Origin of the sequence: Methylobacterium sp. J-001, assembly GCF_022829565.1 — a bacterium.
In the GTDB taxonomy this organism is placed as follows: Bacteria; Pseudomonadota; Alphaproteobacteria; order Rhizobiales; family Beijerinckiaceae; genus Methylobacterium.
This window is the reverse complement of record NZ_JAKSYN010000196.1, coordinates 33774-50030: the sequence shown is the minus strand read 5'-3', so window position 1 is coordinate 50030 and position 16257 is coordinate 33774. Positions and strand designations below refer to the sequence as shown.

The 16257-nt window shown below is 69.8% G+C and carries 26 protein-coding genes; 11 read left to right on the top strand and 15 right to left on the bottom strand.

The window, feature by feature from the left end; translation table 11 throughout:
- Nucleotides 1-99: 99 nt before the first annotated feature.
- The 5 genes from MKK65_RS23250 to MKK65_RS23230 form a co-directional block, all read right to left on the bottom strand.
- Nucleotides 100-924 carry a heme ABC transporter ATP-binding protein gene (locus tag MKK65_RS23250; protein WP_243960379.1) on the bottom strand — a complete coding sequence of 275 codons (825 nt, stop codon included), beginning with the start codon at nucleotides 922-924 and terminating at the stop codon, nucleotides 100-102.
- Complete coding sequence (locus MKK65_RS23245; protein WP_409565487.1) at nucleotides 917-1999, bottom strand: FecCD family ABC transporter permease; 1083 nt, start codon at nucleotides 1997-1999, stop codon at nucleotides 917-919. The genes MKK65_RS23250 and MKK65_RS23245 overlap by 8 nt, the downstream gene beginning before the upstream one ends.
- A gap of 150 nt (nucleotides 2000-2149) precedes the next feature.
- Complete coding sequence (locus MKK65_RS23240; RefSeq protein ID WP_243960378.1) at nucleotides 2150-3028, bottom strand: hemin ABC transporter substrate-binding protein; 879 nt, start codon at nucleotides 3026-3028, stop codon at nucleotides 2150-2152.
- Complete coding sequence (hemP, locus tag MKK65_RS23235; protein ID WP_243960377.1) at nucleotides 3025-3237, bottom strand: hemin uptake protein HemP; 213 nt, start codon at nucleotides 3235-3237, stop codon at nucleotides 3025-3027. Before hemP ends, MKK65_RS23240 begins: the two co-directional genes overlap by 4 nt.
- A gap of 292 nt (nucleotides 3238-3529) precedes the next feature.
- A complete protein-coding gene (locus tag MKK65_RS23230; RefSeq protein ID WP_201025730.1) occupies nucleotides 3530-3688 on the bottom strand; it encodes a hypothetical protein in 159 nt (52 codons plus the stop codon).
- Nucleotides 3689-4466: 778 nt separating this feature from the next.
- Here MKK65_RS23230 and MKK65_RS23225 point away from each other — a divergent pair.
- The 5 genes from MKK65_RS23225 to MKK65_RS23205 all read left to right on the top strand — a co-directional run bounded on the left by MKK65_RS23225 (nucleotide 4467) and on the right by MKK65_RS23205 (nucleotide 7226).
- Entirely contained in the window at nucleotides 4467-4739 is a 273-nt protein-coding gene (locus tag MKK65_RS23225) for a hypothetical protein (RefSeq protein WP_243960376.1), read from the top strand.
- Nucleotides 4739-5614, top strand: a complete 876-nt coding sequence (locus MKK65_RS23220) for a CheR family methyltransferase (protein WP_243960375.1) — start codon at nucleotides 4739-4741, stop codon at nucleotides 5612-5614. Before MKK65_RS23225 ends, MKK65_RS23220 begins: the two co-directional genes overlap by 1 nt.
- 545 nt (nucleotides 5615-6159) lie before the next feature.
- Nucleotides 6160-6381: a hypothetical protein gene (locus tag MKK65_RS23215; RefSeq protein WP_058191599.1), complete on the top strand. Its 222-nt coding sequence runs from the start codon at nucleotides 6160-6162 to the stop codon at nucleotides 6379-6381.
- Nucleotides 6382-6488: 107 nt separating this feature from the next.
- Nucleotides 6489-6710 (top strand): hypothetical protein, encoded by a 222-nt coding sequence (locus MKK65_RS23210; protein WP_243960374.1) that lies wholly within the window; start codon nucleotides 6489-6491, stop codon nucleotides 6708-6710.
- 75 nt (nucleotides 6711-6785) lie between these two features.
- Complete coding sequence (locus MKK65_RS23205; protein WP_243960373.1) at nucleotides 6786-7226, top strand: hypothetical protein; 441 nt, start codon at nucleotides 6786-6788, stop codon at nucleotides 7224-7226.
- An 8-nt stretch (nucleotides 7227-7234) separates the two neighbouring features.
- Here the strand turns inward: MKK65_RS23205 and MKK65_RS23200 are convergent, their stop codons facing one another.
- The 6 genes from MKK65_RS23200 to MKK65_RS23175 form a co-directional block, all read right to left on the bottom strand.
- The gene (locus MKK65_RS23200) at nucleotides 7235-8644 is read right to left on the bottom strand and encodes a TAXI family TRAP transporter solute-binding subunit (protein ID WP_243960372.1); all 1410 of its coding nucleotides are present in this window, start codon (nucleotides 8642-8644) and stop codon (nucleotides 7235-7237) included.
- Nucleotides 8645-8784: 140 nt separating this feature from the next.
- Nucleotides 8785-9168 (bottom strand): CsbD family protein, encoded by a 384-nt coding sequence (locus tag MKK65_RS23195; RefSeq protein WP_243960371.1) that lies wholly within the window; start codon nucleotides 9166-9168, stop codon nucleotides 8785-8787.
- 64 nt (nucleotides 9169-9232) lie between these two features.
- Complete coding sequence (locus MKK65_RS23190) at nucleotides 9233-9436, bottom strand: CsbD family protein (protein ID WP_058191783.1); 204 nt, start codon at nucleotides 9434-9436, stop codon at nucleotides 9233-9235.
- Nucleotides 9437-9519: 83 nt separating this feature from the next.
- Nucleotides 9520-10443 (bottom strand): PhnA-like protein, encoded by a 924-nt coding sequence (locus MKK65_RS23185; protein ID WP_243960370.1) that lies wholly within the window; start codon nucleotides 10441-10443, stop codon nucleotides 9520-9522.
- Nucleotides 10444-10489: 46 nt separating this feature from the next.
- Nucleotides 10490-10837, bottom strand: a complete 348-nt coding sequence (locus MKK65_RS23180) for a CsbD family protein (protein WP_243960369.1) — start codon at nucleotides 10835-10837, stop codon at nucleotides 10490-10492.
- A 67-nt stretch (nucleotides 10838-10904) separates the two neighbouring features.
- Nucleotides 10905-11063 (bottom strand): CsbD family protein, encoded by a 159-nt coding sequence (locus tag MKK65_RS23175; protein WP_243960368.1) that lies wholly within the window; start codon nucleotides 11061-11063, stop codon nucleotides 10905-10907.
- Nucleotides 11064-11679: 616 nt separating this feature from the next.
- Between MKK65_RS23175 and MKK65_RS23170 the strand changes: the two genes are divergently transcribed.
- From MKK65_RS23170 to MKK65_RS23145, 6 genes are all read left to right on the top strand, one after another.
- Nucleotides 11680-11862, top strand: coding sequence for a hypothetical protein (locus MKK65_RS23170; RefSeq protein WP_058191780.1), 183 nt, complete (start codon nucleotides 11680-11682; stop codon nucleotides 11860-11862).
- Between the two features lie 165 nt (nucleotides 11863-12027).
- A complete protein-coding gene (locus tag MKK65_RS23165; protein ID WP_058191779.1) occupies nucleotides 12028-12321 on the top strand; it encodes a hypothetical protein in 294 nt (97 codons plus the stop codon).
- Nucleotides 12318-12548: a hypothetical protein gene (locus tag MKK65_RS23160; RefSeq protein WP_058191778.1), complete on the top strand. Its 231-nt coding sequence runs from the start codon at nucleotides 12318-12320 to the stop codon at nucleotides 12546-12548. Before MKK65_RS23165 ends, MKK65_RS23160 begins: the two co-directional genes overlap by 4 nt.
- Nucleotides 12549-12710: 162 nt before the next feature.
- Nucleotides 12711-13673 (top strand): transaldolase, encoded by a 963-nt coding sequence (tal, locus tag MKK65_RS23155; RefSeq protein WP_243960367.1) that lies wholly within the window; start codon nucleotides 12711-12713, stop codon nucleotides 13671-13673.
- A 131-nt stretch (nucleotides 13674-13804) separates the two neighbouring features.
- Complete coding sequence (locus MKK65_RS23150; protein WP_058191776.1) at nucleotides 13805-14053, top strand: hypothetical protein; 249 nt, start codon at nucleotides 13805-13807, stop codon at nucleotides 14051-14053.
- 46 nt (nucleotides 14054-14099) lie between these two features.
- Nucleotides 14100-14336 carry a hypothetical protein gene (locus MKK65_RS23145; RefSeq protein ID WP_058191775.1) on the top strand — a complete coding sequence of 79 codons (237 nt, stop codon included), beginning with the start codon at nucleotides 14100-14102 and terminating at the stop codon, nucleotides 14334-14336.
- A gap of 141 nt (nucleotides 14337-14477) precedes the next feature.
- Here MKK65_RS23145 and MKK65_RS23140 read toward each other — a convergent pair whose 3' ends face one another.
- From MKK65_RS23140 to MKK65_RS23125, 4 genes are all read right to left on the bottom strand, one after another.
- Nucleotides 14478-14621: a hypothetical protein gene (locus tag MKK65_RS23140; RefSeq protein ID WP_243960467.1), complete on the bottom strand. Its 144-nt coding sequence runs from the start codon at nucleotides 14619-14621 to the stop codon at nucleotides 14478-14480.
- The gene (locus MKK65_RS23135) at nucleotides 14618-14851 is read right to left on the bottom strand and encodes a hypothetical protein (protein WP_243960366.1); all 234 of its coding nucleotides are present in this window, start codon (nucleotides 14849-14851) and stop codon (nucleotides 14618-14620) included. Before MKK65_RS23135 ends, MKK65_RS23140 begins: the two co-directional genes overlap by 4 nt.
- A 121-nt stretch (nucleotides 14852-14972) precedes the next feature.
- On the bottom strand, nucleotides 14973-15131 hold the full coding sequence (locus MKK65_RS23130) for a hypothetical protein (protein WP_201025735.1): 159 nt from the start codon (nucleotides 15129-15131) through the stop codon (nucleotides 14973-14975).
- A gap of 176 nt (nucleotides 15132-15307) precedes the next feature.
- Nucleotides 15308-16171: a class II aldolase/adducin family protein gene (locus MKK65_RS23125; RefSeq protein ID WP_243960365.1), complete on the bottom strand. Its 864-nt coding sequence runs from the start codon at nucleotides 16169-16171 to the stop codon at nucleotides 15308-15310.
- Between the last annotated feature and the right edge of the window lie 86 nt (nucleotides 16172-16257).

The following is a 16257-nucleotide window of genomic DNA, read 5'->3' as shown; positions in this document are numbered from 1 at the left end:
GACAGTTGAGCGCAATCGTCCCCGCGACGCGCCAGATTGCAATGCTTGCAATGTGCCTCTGCAGCACATCACAACATTTCCAGAGCGCGCGATCGGCGATCAGGTTTGTTGCGGAGCGGCAACATTCCGATGCGGCAGGATGAACGGCTGATCCGGGCCGGGGATTTTCCCGACCGGCCAGCGCACCCCGAAGACCCGGGCGATCAGGTCGTCCCGCAGCACGTCCGCGGGTCGTCCGGCGGCGACCAGCCGGCCGGCGTCGAGGACCAGCAGCGTGTCGGCATAGGCAGCCGCGAGGTTGAGATCGTGCAGGATCGCCACCACGGCGACGCCCGAGGCCGCGAGCGCCGCGGCGGCATCGAGGAGCGCGCCCTGGTGGTTCAGATCCAGGCTCGCGGTCGGCTCGTCGAGGAACAGCACCTGCCGGTCGGACACCGTGCGGCCGGCCTCCATCTGGCAGAGCACCCGGGCGAACTGCACCCGGGCCTGCTCGCCGCCCGACAGGGTCGGGTAGGCCCGGGCCGCGAGATGGGTGACGTCGGCCCGGTCAAGGGCGCGGGCCAGGATCGCGTCCCGGTCGCGGGCGGTCAGGCCGCGGCCGATGCCGTCGAGGCCGATCCGGGCCACCTCGGCGGCGGCGAACGGGAAGGCGAGGCGCGCGGCCTGCGGCAGCACCGCCCGCATCCCGGCGAGCCGCCAGGCCGGGATCGCGTCCACCGCCTCGCCCCCGTAGGCGACCTGCCCGCGCGTGGGGCGCAGCTCGCCGCAAAGCAGGCGCAGCAGGGTCGACTTGCCGGCCCCGTTCGGGCCGACGATCACCTGCAGGGAACCGGCCGCCACGGCGAGGGACACGTCGCGCACGAGGTCGCGCCCGGCCACCGTGACGGTGAGGTCGCGGGCGGAGAGCAGGGCCGGCTCAGGCATCGACGGCGACCCGGGCCCGGCCGAGCAGCAGCCACAGGAAGACCGGAGCGCCGACCAGCGCGGTGACGATCCCGATCGGCAGCTCGGCCGGCGCCGCGACCAGCCGGGCGACGAGGTCGGCCAGCACCAGGAAGGCGCCGCCGAGCAGCGCCGAGGCCGGCAGCAGCAGGCGGTGCTCGGGGCCGATCGCCAGGCGCAAAGCGTGCGGCACGACGAGGCCGACGAAACCGATCACCCCGGCGCCCGCGACGCTCGCCCCCACGGCGACGGCAACCAAAAAAATGCAGGCGCGCTTCAGCCGCTCCACCGGGATCCCGAGATGGAACGCCTCCGCCTCCCCCAGCACCAGGGCGTTGAGGCCGCGCCCCAGGAACGGCACCGCGACCAGGACCGGCAGGATCAGCGGCGCCGAGGCCGCGACCTTGCCCCAGGTGGCACCGCCGAGGCTGCCCAGGGACCAGAAGGTGAGGTCGCGCAATTGCCGGTCGTCGCTGGCATAGGTCAGCAGGCCGGTGAGCGCGCCGCTCAGCGCCCCCAGGGCGATCCCGGCGAGGAGCATCGTCGCCACCGCGGTCCGCCCGGAGCGCGTCGCCAGCCCGTATAGGGCCAGGGTCGCGCTCAAGCCGCCCACGAAGGCGCCGGCCGGCAGGACCAGATAGGGCAGCGGCCCCGGCATGCCGGCATAGGCGAGGAGCCGGTCGCCCAGAACGATGATGCAGGCGGCGGCGAATCCCGCCCCCGACGAGACCCCGACGAGCGCCGGATCGGCCAGGGGATTGCGGAACAGCCCCTGCATCAGCGCCCCCGAGACCGCGAGCCCGGCGCCGATCATCAGACCCAGAAGGGTCCGGGGCAGCCGGATGTTGAGGACCACCAGCGCATCGCGCGCCAGAGCCGGATCGCCCCCGCCGCCGGTCAGCACCGCCAGGACCCGCTCGGGCGGGATGCGGATCGCCCCCAGGCTCACCGAGAGCAGCGCGACGGCGAGCATCAGGAGCGTGAGCGCCGCCAGCACCCATGGGAGCGCGCTGCGGCGGTTCAGCAGACCCCGGGGATCTCCCAATCGCCCCCTCATCCTGAGGTGCTTTCGCGCAGCGGAAGCTGCGAAGGAGCCCTCCAGATGTCACCGCGATCGCTGAAGGGCTCCTTCGAGGCCCGACGATCTTCGATCGCCGGGCACCTCAGGATGAGGTCGAGATGGGGAAAACCGGAGTCAAAGAAAAGCTCACTCACCCGGCAGGCCCGGATAGATCGACCGCATCAGCGTGATCGCGGCCTCGGGGGTGCGCGGCCCGAAGCCCAGGAGATACAGACCGTCCATGGCGACGAGGCGGCCTTGCACGCCGGCCGGGGTGCGGCCCAGGGCGGTGTCGGGGGCGAAGATCGTCTCGGGCCTCGGCGGCTCCGGGCCGTTCTGCATCATCACCACCGCGTCGGGGGCGGCGGCCACGATGGCCTCGTCGGTCATCGGCTTGAACCCGGCGACGCCGGCGGCCGCATTGGTGATGCCGGCGAGCGCGAGCATGCCGTCCGCCGTGGAGCCGGTGCCGCCCACGACCGTGCGCCCGCCCTGGAGGGACAGGACGACGATCGCCCGGGCGGGCGTCTCGATCCGGGCGCGGCGGGCCGCGACCTCGGCGAAGCGGGCACGCACCGCGGCGGCGAGGGCGTCGGCCTCGGTCTCGAGGCCGGCGAGGCGCCCGACTACGGTGATCTTGTCGAGGACGCCCTCCGGGCTCGGCGGCTCGGCGACGGTCTCGACACGCAGGCCGGCCTCGCGCAGCTGGGCCAGCACGGCGGGCGGGCCGGCCCCGTCGGCGGCGATCACCAGATCCGGCCCGCAGGCGAGCACGCCCTCGGCGGAGAGCGCCCGCAGGTAGCCGACATTCGGCTTCTCGCGCAGGGCCTCGGGCGGGTACAGGCTGGTGGTGTCGACCGCCACGATCCGCGGTCCGGCGCCGATCCGGTACAGGATCTCGGTGACGGCCCCCCCGAGGGAGGCGATCCGGGCGGCGGGCGCCGCCGCGGCGCCCCGGGGGCCGAGAACCGCCGTCGCGGCGGCGGCGAGCAGGGAACGGCGCGACCAGGCGTGCGGCATCGTCATTTGGTCAGGATCAGCTTGTCGTTGGCGGTGATGCGCAGCCGGTAGCGCTGGCCGGCATGCCGGATGACGATCTCGCGGCGGCCCTGCAGGAGGCTGGCCGACACGATCTCGTCCGCCCGCTCCGAGGCCAAGGCCCGGAGTGCCACATATGGGACTTGGCGCGGATCCTGGCGGCTCCCCGGCTTCTCATCCCCGTCCAGACCGGACATGCGCGGAACACCTCACATTCGTTCTTTGTAACACTTCAAAATACAAAGACACATGGCAGAGATCGAACCATAGGGGCGATCTGCGGCAATGACCAGAGGTGGGACGGCGCGGATAATCTTGAGGACATCAAGTCCCGCTCGACTGATCTACGCTGCTAAACAGCGCTGCCGACACGGGGCAAGATTGCAACGCGGCGCGCCAAGCGTAGCCAGGGTCGGTCGATCCGCCGATCCTCACGGCGAAAACCGCGCCGGCGTTCCGGGTGCGGGGCGGGCCGGATCCGGGTCGACCTCAGCTGAACAGGGGCAGGCCCGCGCCGATGATGACGAGCCCGAGCACGATCAGGCTGCCGCCCGCGCTCTCCAGGGCCGCCTGCTGCACGGAGCGCCGCGGGGCGATGCCAGCAAGGGTCGCACCGGTGACGAGGCAGAGGACGCTCAGGATGGTCATGACAGGCGCCCCGGTGGCCGAATTGGACACGCACAACGGTTTCGGTGCCGATAAGGATGCAGCGCCCGCCTTAACGAACACCTCTCGGGGATCCCGGGCTGGCCGCCCCCCACGGGCGTCCCTTGCCGCGGCGAGCCCGCCATCGCCGCGGGCAGCGCCGGAGGTCGACCGCGATGGCGGCCCGGACGGGGCCGGTCACGGAGAACCGGATCCCGGCATGCCTCAGAGCCCGCGTGTCGCGATCGCGAGCGCCCCGCAGGCGGCCTCACCCGCGCCTCGACCCGCCTCGGCATCCGATCGGACGAGGCGGAATGTCTTTCCAGGCCCGCTCCACCGCGCGCGATGCGCAAGCCAAGTCGAGCCCGCAGGATAGGTCAAGCGTGCGTCGAGCAGATTGGAATCGGAATCATTTTTGGCTCGACACCGTCTGGATAAACAGCGCGACATCACTACCTGATTCAGATCACGGCCCCAGCATGCGCCCGATTTCGTCAATAACGCCCACGATGATGCAGTGACTAAATATCGATACGGATCAAAATGCACACACTATTTACACATCGATTCGAATATCATCACACGCACGTCTTCCGAGATCGGAAACGTTTCTGAATCCGAAGGCGTCGACACATGGCTCACGCGAAAGAATCTGTCCTGCCGCTCGGCCAGACCGCGACCGCCCCGAGGGAAAGCACGTCAGCCTTCAACGGCTCGGCCGAAGCGGCCCGGGCCGGCGCGTCGCTTGCGTCCCTGCCCCCGAGAGCCGGGGGATACTGCCATGGACCTTGAGAAGCCGAACCCGATCGCGAAAGCCGCCGACGGACCGCCGCAGGCCGGCCTTGCCGCGCCCGCGAGCGCCGAGCGGCGCCGGATCGCGAGCCTGACGACGCGGATCCGCATCACGTCGCCCGCGGCGGGGGTGGACGGCTTGCCGGAGATCGGCAAGGCGAGCGCCATCGCGCCGCTCCAGGCCTTGGCCGCGCGCTGTCCCGAGGTCTCGTTCATCCGCTTCGCGGCCGCCGTGGCGATTCGCCGGATCGGAGGATCGTGATGCAGACGACCCGCAGCTCCTGGCCGGCCGGCCCGGCGATCCCGATCACCGAGGACGAATACAAGCAGTTCTACGCGTATTTCTATCGCCGCACCGGAATCTCGTTCAGCAGCGAGAAGGAATATTTCGTCGAGACGCGCCTGCTGGAGCGGATCGCCAAGACCGGGAGCGACAGCTTCAGGTCGTATTTCACCCTGCTACGCCTTCAGGCCTCGGGCGAGGAGCTGCAGCATCTCGTCAACCTGATGACGGTCAACGAGACCTACTTCTTCTGCGAGGATTACCAGTTCGACGCGCTGGTACGCGGCATCCTGCCCGAGATCACCCGGACGCGCCGACCCGGCGGGACCTTGCGGATCTGGTCGATGCCGTGCTCGACCGGCGAGGAGCCGTACTCGATCGCGATCCAGATTCTCGAATACTGGTCGCGGGCAGGCGAGTTCGCGATCGAGATCACCGGATCGGACATCGACTCCCGGGTCCTGGCGGATGCCAGCAAGGGGATCTACGGCAATCGCTCCCTGCAACGGCTATCCCCAGAATTACGCAGAAAGTATTTCCGCCGGATCGGCGAGGACCAGTTCGAGATCCACGAGGATCTGCGCGGCTCCATCGAGTTCTCGATCGCCAACCTGTCCGATCCGCTTCACATGCATGCCTACCGCGCGATGGACGTCATCTTCTGCCGCAACCTGCTCATCTATTTCGACGACACGTCGCGACGCTCTGCGATCGAAGCGCTCTACGAATGCCTGACTCCGGGGGGCTTCATCTGCCTCGGCCATTCCGAGAGCATGAGCCGGATGTCGTCGCTGTTTCTGCCGCGCAAGTTCGGCGACACGATCGTCTATCAGAAACCGATCGAGCAGGATTGATACGGGTACGTCCGGCCGGCCGGGCTCACCGTCGAGGAGGCCGCCAACGGCGTCGAGGACTTGGAGAAGGCGCCGCTCGGCGGTATCGCGCCGATGATCCTCGACATCGGCAGGCCCAAGATGAACGGGCTGCGCCTCTGTGTTCCGGATTCGCCGCCTGGTCGCTTCAGGCGCCCCCGGTAGCCACGATCAGCACCGAGGCCCGGGGCCCGGACGCGAACCGGGTCTACGCGGCGGGCGCCAACGTCCACCGCGTCAGACCGGCCGATCCCGTGTTTCTCGTCGAGGCTGCGTGCCTGCTGACGGGTGCGCCGGCATGACCCGTTCCCTGCGGGCCCGCCCCATCCTTCAATCGCCGCGGTCTGCCGCGGGACGGCGCGATTCCGGGCCCGTCGGGCGGGCGCGGTAAGGCCCCGCCGGCATTGCGGTTTTCGGGATCGATCAACAGCCCTCCACCGGAATCCGGCCTTGCGGCGCGCGAGGGGTTGAACCGAAGCCGTGCCTGCGGTTTGTTCGCTATATGTTCTCATAAGGACGGACTGGCTATGCATGCACACCCGCACGAACCGCCCGCGGACCTACGGCTGACCGAGGCTGAGGCGATCGCGCTGGCCTATCACCGGGCAGCCCGGGGCGATGCCTGGAGCGCCTTGGTGGCGGCGATCGCCGACGCACTGATCGACCTCGACGAGGCGGAGCGGCGCGCGGCCCAGCAGGGCCGGCTGATCTCCCGGGGTTATGCCCGCTGCCGGACGGGGGCGCATTGAGAGGGGGTTGGCCCGGCCGTGTCGGCCCTTGCAGCGGACCACAACTTCTGGTAATAATTCCTTCTGTATGAAAATAAGCTTGCATTCGCCCGCGATGGGAGCCGGCCATGGGCGACATCAACGATGAACGGCGCCGCCTTTCGGCGACGTGGCTCAACACCATCGCGTCCGGCGTCGTCTCGGCCGGGTCGTGCGGCTCGCTGCTGGCCTACAGCTTCGGCCCGCGGCCCGGCATCAGCGGGCTGCAGGTCCTGGTGGTCTCGACCTGCGCGCTCGGCCTCGGCGCGACCCTGCATCTCCTGGCCCGGTCGCTCCTGAACAACCGTTGACGCGACGCCGCCGGCAGGGTCCTCGACGCCGAAACCGTATAAGACCGCACCGAATCTGCCGATCCGGGACCCGCCATGACGCCGGCCGAGCGTGACCGCTTCGAGAAGTGCCTCGCCCTGGCGGCCCGAGGTGCGACTGCGGGCGAGCGGGACGCGGCACGCGCCGCCGCGACGCGCATCGCCGCCGGCCTCGGGCTGACGCTGGACGCGGCCATCGCGGGCCTGCGCGGGTCCCGGCCCGGGCCGGATCCGGAGCCGCCGCGCAGGCCGCCACCGCCGCGGCGGCCCTTCGCGTGGGCGCAGCCGAAGGAGCCGGTGAAGCCGATCACCGTCGAAGAGTTGCGGCGCCAGAAGGCGGAGACGGAGGCGTGGAAGAAGCGGGCCGCGGCCTCGGCCGAGCTCAAGCGGAAACGGGAGCGGGCCGAGCAGGAGGCCTACGCCGCCGAGCAGCGCGCCGCCCAGGCCGAGCGCGACCGGGAATGGGCCGCCGCCCAGGCCCGCCGGAAGGCACCCTGAGCTTCGGGTCAGGCCGTCTCGGGTCCGGCGGTGACGGTCTGGCCCGCCAGCGCCGGAGCGTCGTCGCCGTGGCGGCCGGCGGCGATCACGCGCTTGATCGTCGAGCGGGCGGCGTCGATGGCGATGGCCGCCGCCGACAGGGTCCGGGCCTCGGTGGGCCGCTCCAGGGCATGCCGGGCGATGTCGCCGGCCAGATCGTCGATCTCGCGGGCGAGCATGATCAGGCGTTCGGGATCGGGCGCATCCTGCGCCTCCTGCCGGATCGCCAGGAGCCGGTCGGTCGCCTCCTCAATCCGCTCGCGCCGCAGCCGCGAGAGCCGCTGCCCGACCCAGGCGACGCCCGAGCCGATGCCGCCGCCCAGGAAGGCGACGAGATAGATCCAGGTCTCGTAGCGCTCGACGAAGCTCTGCTGCTCGCGCTCGAAATAATCGACCGCCCCCGGATGGATCGGCAGCCGCGCGCTCGTGGCGCCCGCGGTGCTGTCATAGGCCGGCGCCTGGACGTAATCGGCGGCCGAGGTCGCGTTGGCCATGCCGCTGCGCAGCTCGAACAGGTGCTGGGTCACGTCCGCCGCCACCGGGCAGGACAGGCTCGCGCGCGCCATGAGCCGGTAGGAGGCCCCGACCGTGTGCACGTCCGCCTCCGGCACTTTGGGTCTGCCCCCGAAGGTCTCGGCCGGCATGCTCACCATCTGGAGGCGCGGCATCCGGGCCACGATGGCGTCGGCATTCTCCACGTCGACGAAGGCGACCTTTCCGGTGGGGCTCGCGGCCTGGACGCTCTCGACGATGCGCTGCGCCGCCGGGGCGGTGGGGGCGATCACCGAAACCACGGCGTCCACCGCCTTGCGGGTCAGGGCGGCGGTCAGGTCGGCCTCGCCGACCTCCACGAGGGCGACCTGCCCGGGCGGGAGCGGTCCCGTGCTGTCCTGGCCGGCCAGCGTCAGGCCGTAATGGGCCAGCATCGACCGGATCAGCGTCTCGTCGGCGTCCCGGTGGGCGAGGATCGCGAGGCGCTTGCGGTCGAGATCGGGAAACGCCGTGATGCCCGAGGCCTCGGGCGAGGCGATGATCATGGCCTGATCGCGCAGGATGGCGAGGGTCAGGCCGTTATCCGGCAGCGCGACGTCGGGCCGGACCACGGCCAGGTCGGCCCGGCCGTCGCCGAGTGCCTCGGCGCTGTCGCGCACGTCGTCGAAGGGCAGGATCTTGAGCCGGATCTCCTTGTGCCGCTTCGCCAGGGCGTCGGCATAGGCCTGGATCACGGCCGGCTCGGTGCCGTCCCGGGGAGCGACCGCCACCGTCAGCACCGTCGCGCGCGAGGCCCAATAGGCCGCAGCGGCGGCGAGCCCGAGCCCGATGGCGAGGATCAGGAAGACGATCTCCGGGCGCAGGAGCAGCGTGCCGAACCGCCTCATCGGCCGTGCCCTCCCCCGTCCAGGACCGGAACCCGCCCGACCTCTGCGGACGAGGCCGGGCGTCGGTCGGATCTCGGCTCTATCCTAGCGCCTGATGGTTTCGGAAAACCGGTTCCCACGTTTCCGCATCGGGCGCGATATCAGCGGCCGCGGCGGGTCAGCCAGCCGGCCGCGAAGGCCAGCGCGGCGATGCCGAGCAGGGTGCTGCTGCGGTTGGTGTCGGCGTAGCGGACAGCCTGGCGGCCGTAGGTCTCACCGCGGCGGCGGGCCTCGCGGGCGTAGCGGCGGCCGTCATCGATGAGGTGGTCGGCACGCTCGGAGGCGGCGTGAGCCAGGTGCCGGCCATCCTCGGCGAGATCCTCGGCCCGGTCGCGAGCGCGGCCGTAGACGTATTGCGCCCCGCCGGCCACCTGATTCACGGCGCCGCGGACCTGCCGGCCCGCATCGCCGGTGAGGCCGCCAAGGGTGGTCTGGGCCCGGCCCTTCACGTGACGGGATGCGCCCTCGATCTGGTCGCGGTTCATGCTGCTCTCCTGGTTTCACGGTTGATCGGGACGGGACCGGCGCTGCCGGCCCCGCCGATCGGCCTCAGCTCCGGCCGGTGACCTTGTCGGCCAAGTTCTTGGCGCCGTCCTTGACGTCGCCCACGGTCTTCTGCGCCTCGCCCTTGAGCTCCTGCGCCTTGCCCTCGGCCACGAGCTTGTCGTTGCCCGTCACGTTGCCGGCGGCCTGCTTGACGTTGCCGACGGCCTCGTTGGCCAGGCCCTTGATCTTGTCTGTGGTGCTGCTCATCGAAACTCTCCTTCAGGGTTGCGACATGGCCGGCTTGTGCCGGTCGGGAGGGGTCCCTGCCGGAGGGCGGGGACCGATGGGGATCAAGCGCGGCGGGTCTCGTAGGCGCCGAGCAAGCTGACGGGCTTGGGAGCGCCGAAGCGGCCGCCCAGGAAACCGGCGAGCGCGCCGAGCACCAGCGCCAGGGCGGCGTAGAAGGCGCCCTGCGTGGCCGCGGACTTCGCGGCGACGGCGGCGGCTTCAGCCTTCTGCTTGGCCGTGGCGACCGCCTGGTCGTACTGCTTCTCGTAATCCTGGACCTGCTGGCGGGCCTGCTCGACCGGGATGTTCTGCGCCTTGGCGAGGGCGTCCGCAGCCCGGGCCTCGGCCTGCTGCTTCTGGGCCGGATCGCCGGTGAACAGGGCCTTCACGGCCGCCACGGCGGCATCGCGGGCCGCCTGCGGGTCCTGGCCGGCGGCCTGCTGGCGCACCGTGCTCTCGATCCCGTCGAGCGGGTTCGTGATCTTGGCGAGCGAGGGCGCGGCGGCCTGGGCGGCCGTCTGGACCGTGCCGCCGACGAGGCTGCCGGCCCCGCCCAGCGTGCTGGTCACGCCGCTGAAGGCGCCGCCGATGAGGCCGCCGACCGCGGAGGTCAGAAGGTAGAGCACCACCAGGGTCGTCACCGCCCAGGAGACCAGACCGTGCAGGCCCGCCGTCCCCGGCAGCGGCTTACCGGACAGCCGCCCGGCGATGGCGCCGCCGACCAGAGCCGCCACGATGCCCGAGGCCACGAACCAGATCCCTGCGCCCATGGAGGCGGTCGAGGCGGCGGGGTTGTCGGCGGCCACGGGGCCGAAGGACGCCAGGCCCACGCCGGCACCGATCAGGTTCAGGATCACCTGGGTCACCAGCGCCGTGGTGGCACCGGCGAAGATCGCGCCCCAGGAAACCTGGTTCAGCAGGACGGCGCGCGTATCGGCGGCCGCGCCTGCGGCCACGGGGGACGCGGTGGTCTGGATGGTGGTCACGCTGTTACTCCGGGTCGTCGGTCGTCTGTGGACGTGGAAGCTGGGATCAGTCGCGGCTGGCGCTGACGAGGAGGCCGAGGCCGAAGCCGGCGAGGCCGGCGACCAGCAGGGAGGCGAGCGGGTACTCGGCGACCTGATGGCTCACCTCGCGGGTGCCGCGGCGCAGGTAATGACCACCGCGCTCGTAGGCCTCCTCGGCGTAATCGGCGGCCTCATCGGCCGCGTGCCGGACCGTGTCGCGGGCCTGGCCGTAGAGGTTCTCGGCCTGTCCGCTCGCCTCACGGAAGCGGCCCTCGACGGAATCGGTCCGCGAGCCGGTGAGGTCGCCGACCGCACCCTGTACCTTGCCGCCGAATTCCTTCGCAGCGCCCGTGATCCTGTCGATATCGACCATGTCGTTCTCCGGTTGAACTTGGTTCGTGGCGAACGGCACCGGGGGTGGCGCCCTTCGGAAACGTGGCTCAGTCGTCGCGGGGCTCGGCCGGCCTGGATGGCCGGGGTGCCCGTTTCTGACGCTTCCCCTCGGCCGCGATCCGGGGATCGCCGGTGAGCTTGCCGATGGCCTCCTTCACCGAGGCCTGGAGGTGCTCGGCGGACGGGACTTTCGTGCGTTCGGTCATGGGCACCTCGGCGGGCTTCAGCAGACCCCGGACCGGACATCAGATGTGCGCGACATTCGCGCGTTCAATGGTACAAAAGGACTAGATTTTTAGACGAAAGAGATGGGCTCCAGCAGGGGATTTTGCGCGAGACCCGGCCTGGGCGATCTCGAATATTTGTATGGATCGGCCCCGGGATTCGGTGTCGATCGGCCGGACCTTCTGTCTTCGACGCATGCCGTCACGACCTGTCCGGCTCCCCTGACGTTGATCCCTGCCCTGTCGGCAGCGGGGCTCAAACGGGTTGCGCACAAGCAGGTTCCCTGACCTACGTTATTTTTACTGGTATGCCTGCATCACTGACGCGGTTGTTATCGATCAGAAATGGTCTCCCGCCCGTCGATAGCCGGAGATCGCCGGCCGATTCAGGCGTCGCCCCCCGTACGGTGCCGGTCCAGGCGGCCCATCGGCCTGCATCGGAACGCGCAGGCCGGAACGGTTTGCGGACCGTCGGGCCATGCGTCATCGGCGGCATGCATCCGTTCGACGGACCGTGGATATTCAGGAGCGCTGATCCGTTGGCCGTATCTGCGGAGGTTGGTCAGTCCCGCCACCGGCGGATGAAGGATCAACCCCAATGACACTCTTGATGTCGGTCGCACTGGCCCTCGCGGTGCTCGGTGCGCTCGTAACGCATTCCGCCTATCGCTTCGCGCCGGTCACGAACAAGTTCGCCGGCTGGGACGTCGCCTTCATGAGCGGCATCAGCGTCACCGCCCTGGGCAGTCTCGGTGCGCTGCTGCTGATCTTCACCGCCTGACGGCCCGGATCCCGGGACACCCCGGCCGATGCATAAGGCCACAGGGGCGGACCCATCCGACCAACGGCCTGTTCCTTTCACATGGTCAACGCGCACGCTGCCGCCGAACACCCCTTCGGTGGCACGCGCTTCAGCCCCCGCACGGCGGGGCAACGAGGATCCAAGATGGCAGAACAACTCTCCGGCCAGGACGGCCGGCAGGGCAAGCGCGGCCGGCCCGCGCTCATCGTCCTGATCGCCAGCGTCGCGCTCATGGTCGCCGCACTGGCGGGGCTGATGACGTGGCAGGGCGCGAGCTCGCCGCCGGATTACGCCAGCCAGAGCCAGGCGGCCTCGCGCAAGCAAGTCACCGGCAGCGAGAACGGCACCGGCGGTGCGACGTCGCCGTCGAACAGCAGCGCGGTTCCGGGCGGCAACCCGTCCTATCCGCAGCCGGCCGCGCGCAGCGCCAATCCGTGACCCGACACGATCACCGGTGCGCGGCGGAGATCTGCCGCGAGCAGGGCTGGAACGTCGGGACCTGCCTCGTCGGTGATGCCGGCTACGGCCCCACCGTGATCCAGATCACCGCGGTGGGCGACAGGATCATGCTGGCCAAGATCGTCAGCCACGGCTGTGTGGCTGTCGCCTACAACGAGGCGCAGGCGTGGTCCCTGTCGCTGCGCAACTGGCGCGCGGTCGGCTGATCCGACGCCGGTGTGCTACGGAGCGGTCCGGGTGCGCCCACCGGGCGATTCGGCTGGAACCGTGCGGCGTCGAAGCCTTCCGGACGCTTGGTATGGGTCCGGGAGCACGGGCGCGGCGGTCCGACGGCATCGCCGACCGGGGGCCAATCTACGAGGTACGCCATGACATCGCTGCTCGATCAACTCCGCGCCATGACCGTGGTGGTCGCCGATACCGGCGACATCGGCGCCATCGAGAAGCTGAAGCCGGTCGATTGCACGACCAATCCGTCGCTGCTTCTGAAGGCGGCCAGCATGGAGGGTCTCGCCCCGATCGTCGACGAGGCGGTGGCCTGGGGCAAGACGCAGGGCGGCGAGACCGAGGATGTCGTCCAGGCTGTGGCCGACCGGCTCGCCGTGTCGGTGGGCTACGAGCTGACCAAGCTGGTGCCGGGCCGCGTCTCCACCGAGGTCGACGCCAACCTGTCGTTCAACACCGACCGGACGCTGGAGAAGGCCCGGGCGATCGTCCGCGCCTACGACGAGCGCGGCGTGTCGCGCGACCGGGTGCTGATCAAGATCGCCTCGACCTGGGAGGGCATCCAGGCCGCCCGCGTGCTCCAGCGCGAGGGCGTGGACTGCAACCTGACCCTGCTGTTCTCCCTGGTCCAGGCCATGGCCTGTGCGGATGCCGGCGTGTTCCTGATCTCTCCCTTCGTCGGCCGGATCACCGACTGGTACGCCAAGGCCGAGGGCAAGACGTTTTCGGGCGCCGAGGATCCGGGCGTCCAGTCGGTGCGGGCGATCTACGCCGCCTACAAGGCGCGCGGGATCAAGACCGTTGTGATGGGCGCCTCGTTCCGCACCATCGGCCAGATCCAGGCGCTTGCCGGGTGCGACCGGCTCACCATCTCGCCCAAGCTCCTCGAAGAGCTCGCCGCGACGGAGGATCCCCTCCCCCGCGCCCTGTCGCCCGACTCCTACGGCGAGGCGCCCGAGGTACCGGCGACCGACGAGTTCTCGTTCCGCTGGGAGATGAACGAGAGCGCCATGGCCACCGAGAAGCTCGCCGAAGGCATCCGGCAGTTCGGCAGCGATCTCCGTGCGCTCCACGCGCTCATCCGCGAGCGGCTCGCGCGCGGGTGATCTGAGCGCGTTCCCATGCCAAGAGGCAGGCCGGCCCGGAACGCGGGTCGGACCCGCGCGTCGCCGGTGGATCGTTCCGGACGACCGCCGAGTTTAGTCCCCGCCGCATCTGCCGCGGTTCGGAGTGTGCCGTGTACAATCCCTTCTTCTCTTGGATGATGCTGGCGATCGAGGCTCAGCGCGTTGTCGAACTGCGCCTGGTCCGCCTCGCCTGGGGCGGCAGTGAGGGGATGGCCGAGGCGCAATCCATGGTCACCGAGAAGATGCAGGCCGCCGGCGAGGCCATGACGACGCTGATGACGGGCGGCTCCCCCGAGACGGTGATCGCCCGCTACCGCGAACACGTCGCGTTCAACACCAAGCGCCTGACCGCGGCCTGACCCTCGGGTTATCACTCCACGTCAGGAACGGAATACGACGTCTGCCATGATCGAGCCGAACCAAACCGCCTTCATCGTGAAGGTCGCGCGCCGGGACGAAGACGCCCCGGACTGCCTGCTGACGGTGTTCTACGCGGTGATCGCGGACAATCCCGACAGCGGCGTTCAGATCGTCAAGGAGGCCGTGAAGGACGGCGCCGAGGTCACGCTGACCGAGGTGCGCCTATCCCAGGCCACCGCCCAGGCCATCGACCTGCGGCCCGGCTACGCGCGGGCGCTCTGAGGCGGACTGGCGGGGATCGCTTCGGCTTCCACGCCCACCCGTGTTGAGGGGCGAAATCGGATGGGCGTGGAAGGCCAGCGAGCGGCTGGTGCAGTCTGGCTAGATCGACAGGGTTAACGATTCCTTGCGATCGATACCCGCTCAGGAATGCGGGGCAATCCAGCCCAGGACCGTCGCGCAGCGCTCAGCCTGATGGCGGGTCAGCCCGGAGGCCACGGCCGCGCCGTTGCGATAGACCACGAAGGTGCCGTCATCGGTCGCGCGGATCTTGATCGAGGCCATCATACGCCTCCCGCAGCGAAGGTGTGAAGCTGCGTCAGGCCGGCGGAGGTGATCTGCCAGATCGCGCATTCGTCGCCGTGACCGATCCGCTCCAGATGGCCGACGCTTTCGAGGGCGGTGAGCCGGCTGTGATCGGCGGGCCAGGACGCGTTCGGCTTCCGCTGGATGGAAATCCGACAATCGCCGGATTCGGCCGCCTTATTGAGCAAGCGGCGCGTGTGATTGACCAGCATTGGCACTCCGGGGCGGCTCCAATTGGGACGCATTACTTACGTACAGGCTGGCCTATATGGTCAAGCTTGGCAACCCCGCCCCGCGAAAACCCGCTGGATCGTTCCGGCCGATCGGCGCGGATCAGGATGCCAGCGCCAGATCCGCACCGGCGCAGCCCAGCCCCGCCAGGAACAGGCAGCCGCCCATCCCTTCCAGGAGGGCGCGGTACCGGGGCGCCCACAGGGATGCGGCGGCCAGGCTGGTGCCGGCGACCACACAGAACACACCCAAACCCATCATGACGGCCTCTCCGACGCCCCGCGACGGGAGGACGACACGTTTCAAGCCGGAAAGGTTGCCGACCGCGCAGGTTGTCGACAGGCAAATCGGGCGCCGACAGCAGAAGGGCCGACCTTGCGGCCGGCCCTTCGTGCAGAGGCGATGCGTCCGCGACCGGCACCGGGCCGGCGCCGGCCTTATTCGAACATATCGGGCTGGGTCGCCGCGATGTGGCTGTAGAGCGTCTGGAAGTGCAGCCAGCCGATATAGTCGCTGCCGACATGCTCGCGGCTGTAGCGGGCGGTCTTCTCCGACAGGAGCTGCGGCTTGATGCCGGTCGCCTCGACCAGGAGTTGCTGCTTGCAGGCCCGCTCCAGGGCGATGAACCAGAACGCCGCGTCATCGATGCTGTGGCGGCTGCAGGTGAGCAGGCCGTGGTTCTGGTGCAGCACGCCGCGGTTGCGGCCGATCTGCTGGGCCACCGAGAGGCCGCTCGCCTTCTCCACCGCCACGGCGCCGGCCGAGGCGCCGATCACCGCGTGGCTGTTGTAGAAGGCGGCCGCGTCCTGGCTGATCATGTCCAGCGGCCGGCCGGTGGCGCACCAGGCGGTGCCGTAGGTCGTGTGCGCGTGGCACATCGCCATGACGTCGGGATGCTCGTCGTGCACGGCGGCATGCAGCACGAAGCCGGCGCGGTTGATCGCGTAGCGCCCCTCGACCACGTCACCCTTGTGGTCGGCGAGGATCAGGTTCGACATCCGCACCTGCGAGAAGTGCACGCACATCGGGTTGGTCCAGTACAGCTCCGGACGCTCGGGATCGCGGATCGTCAGGTGACCGGCGAAGCCGTAATCGAAGCCGTGCATCGCGAAGGCGCGGCAGGCGGCCACAAGGTGCTGCTTGCGGTATTCGCGCTCTTCGGCGTGGTTGGCGAACTGGGGGATCTCCGGGAAGATCAGGCCCGCCTGCTCGGGCTGGTAGATCGAGGTCCGCTTGCGGCCCGCGCTGTCGTTGGGCAGGTCGATGGCGATGTCGCTGTCGTGGGCATGGTCGTCCAGCATGGCGGATCCTGTTTGGGTCAGGCGAAATACGGATCATGGTCCGTTATCGGGGCATGACAAGCACTATCGTGCCGGGTCCTCGCGTT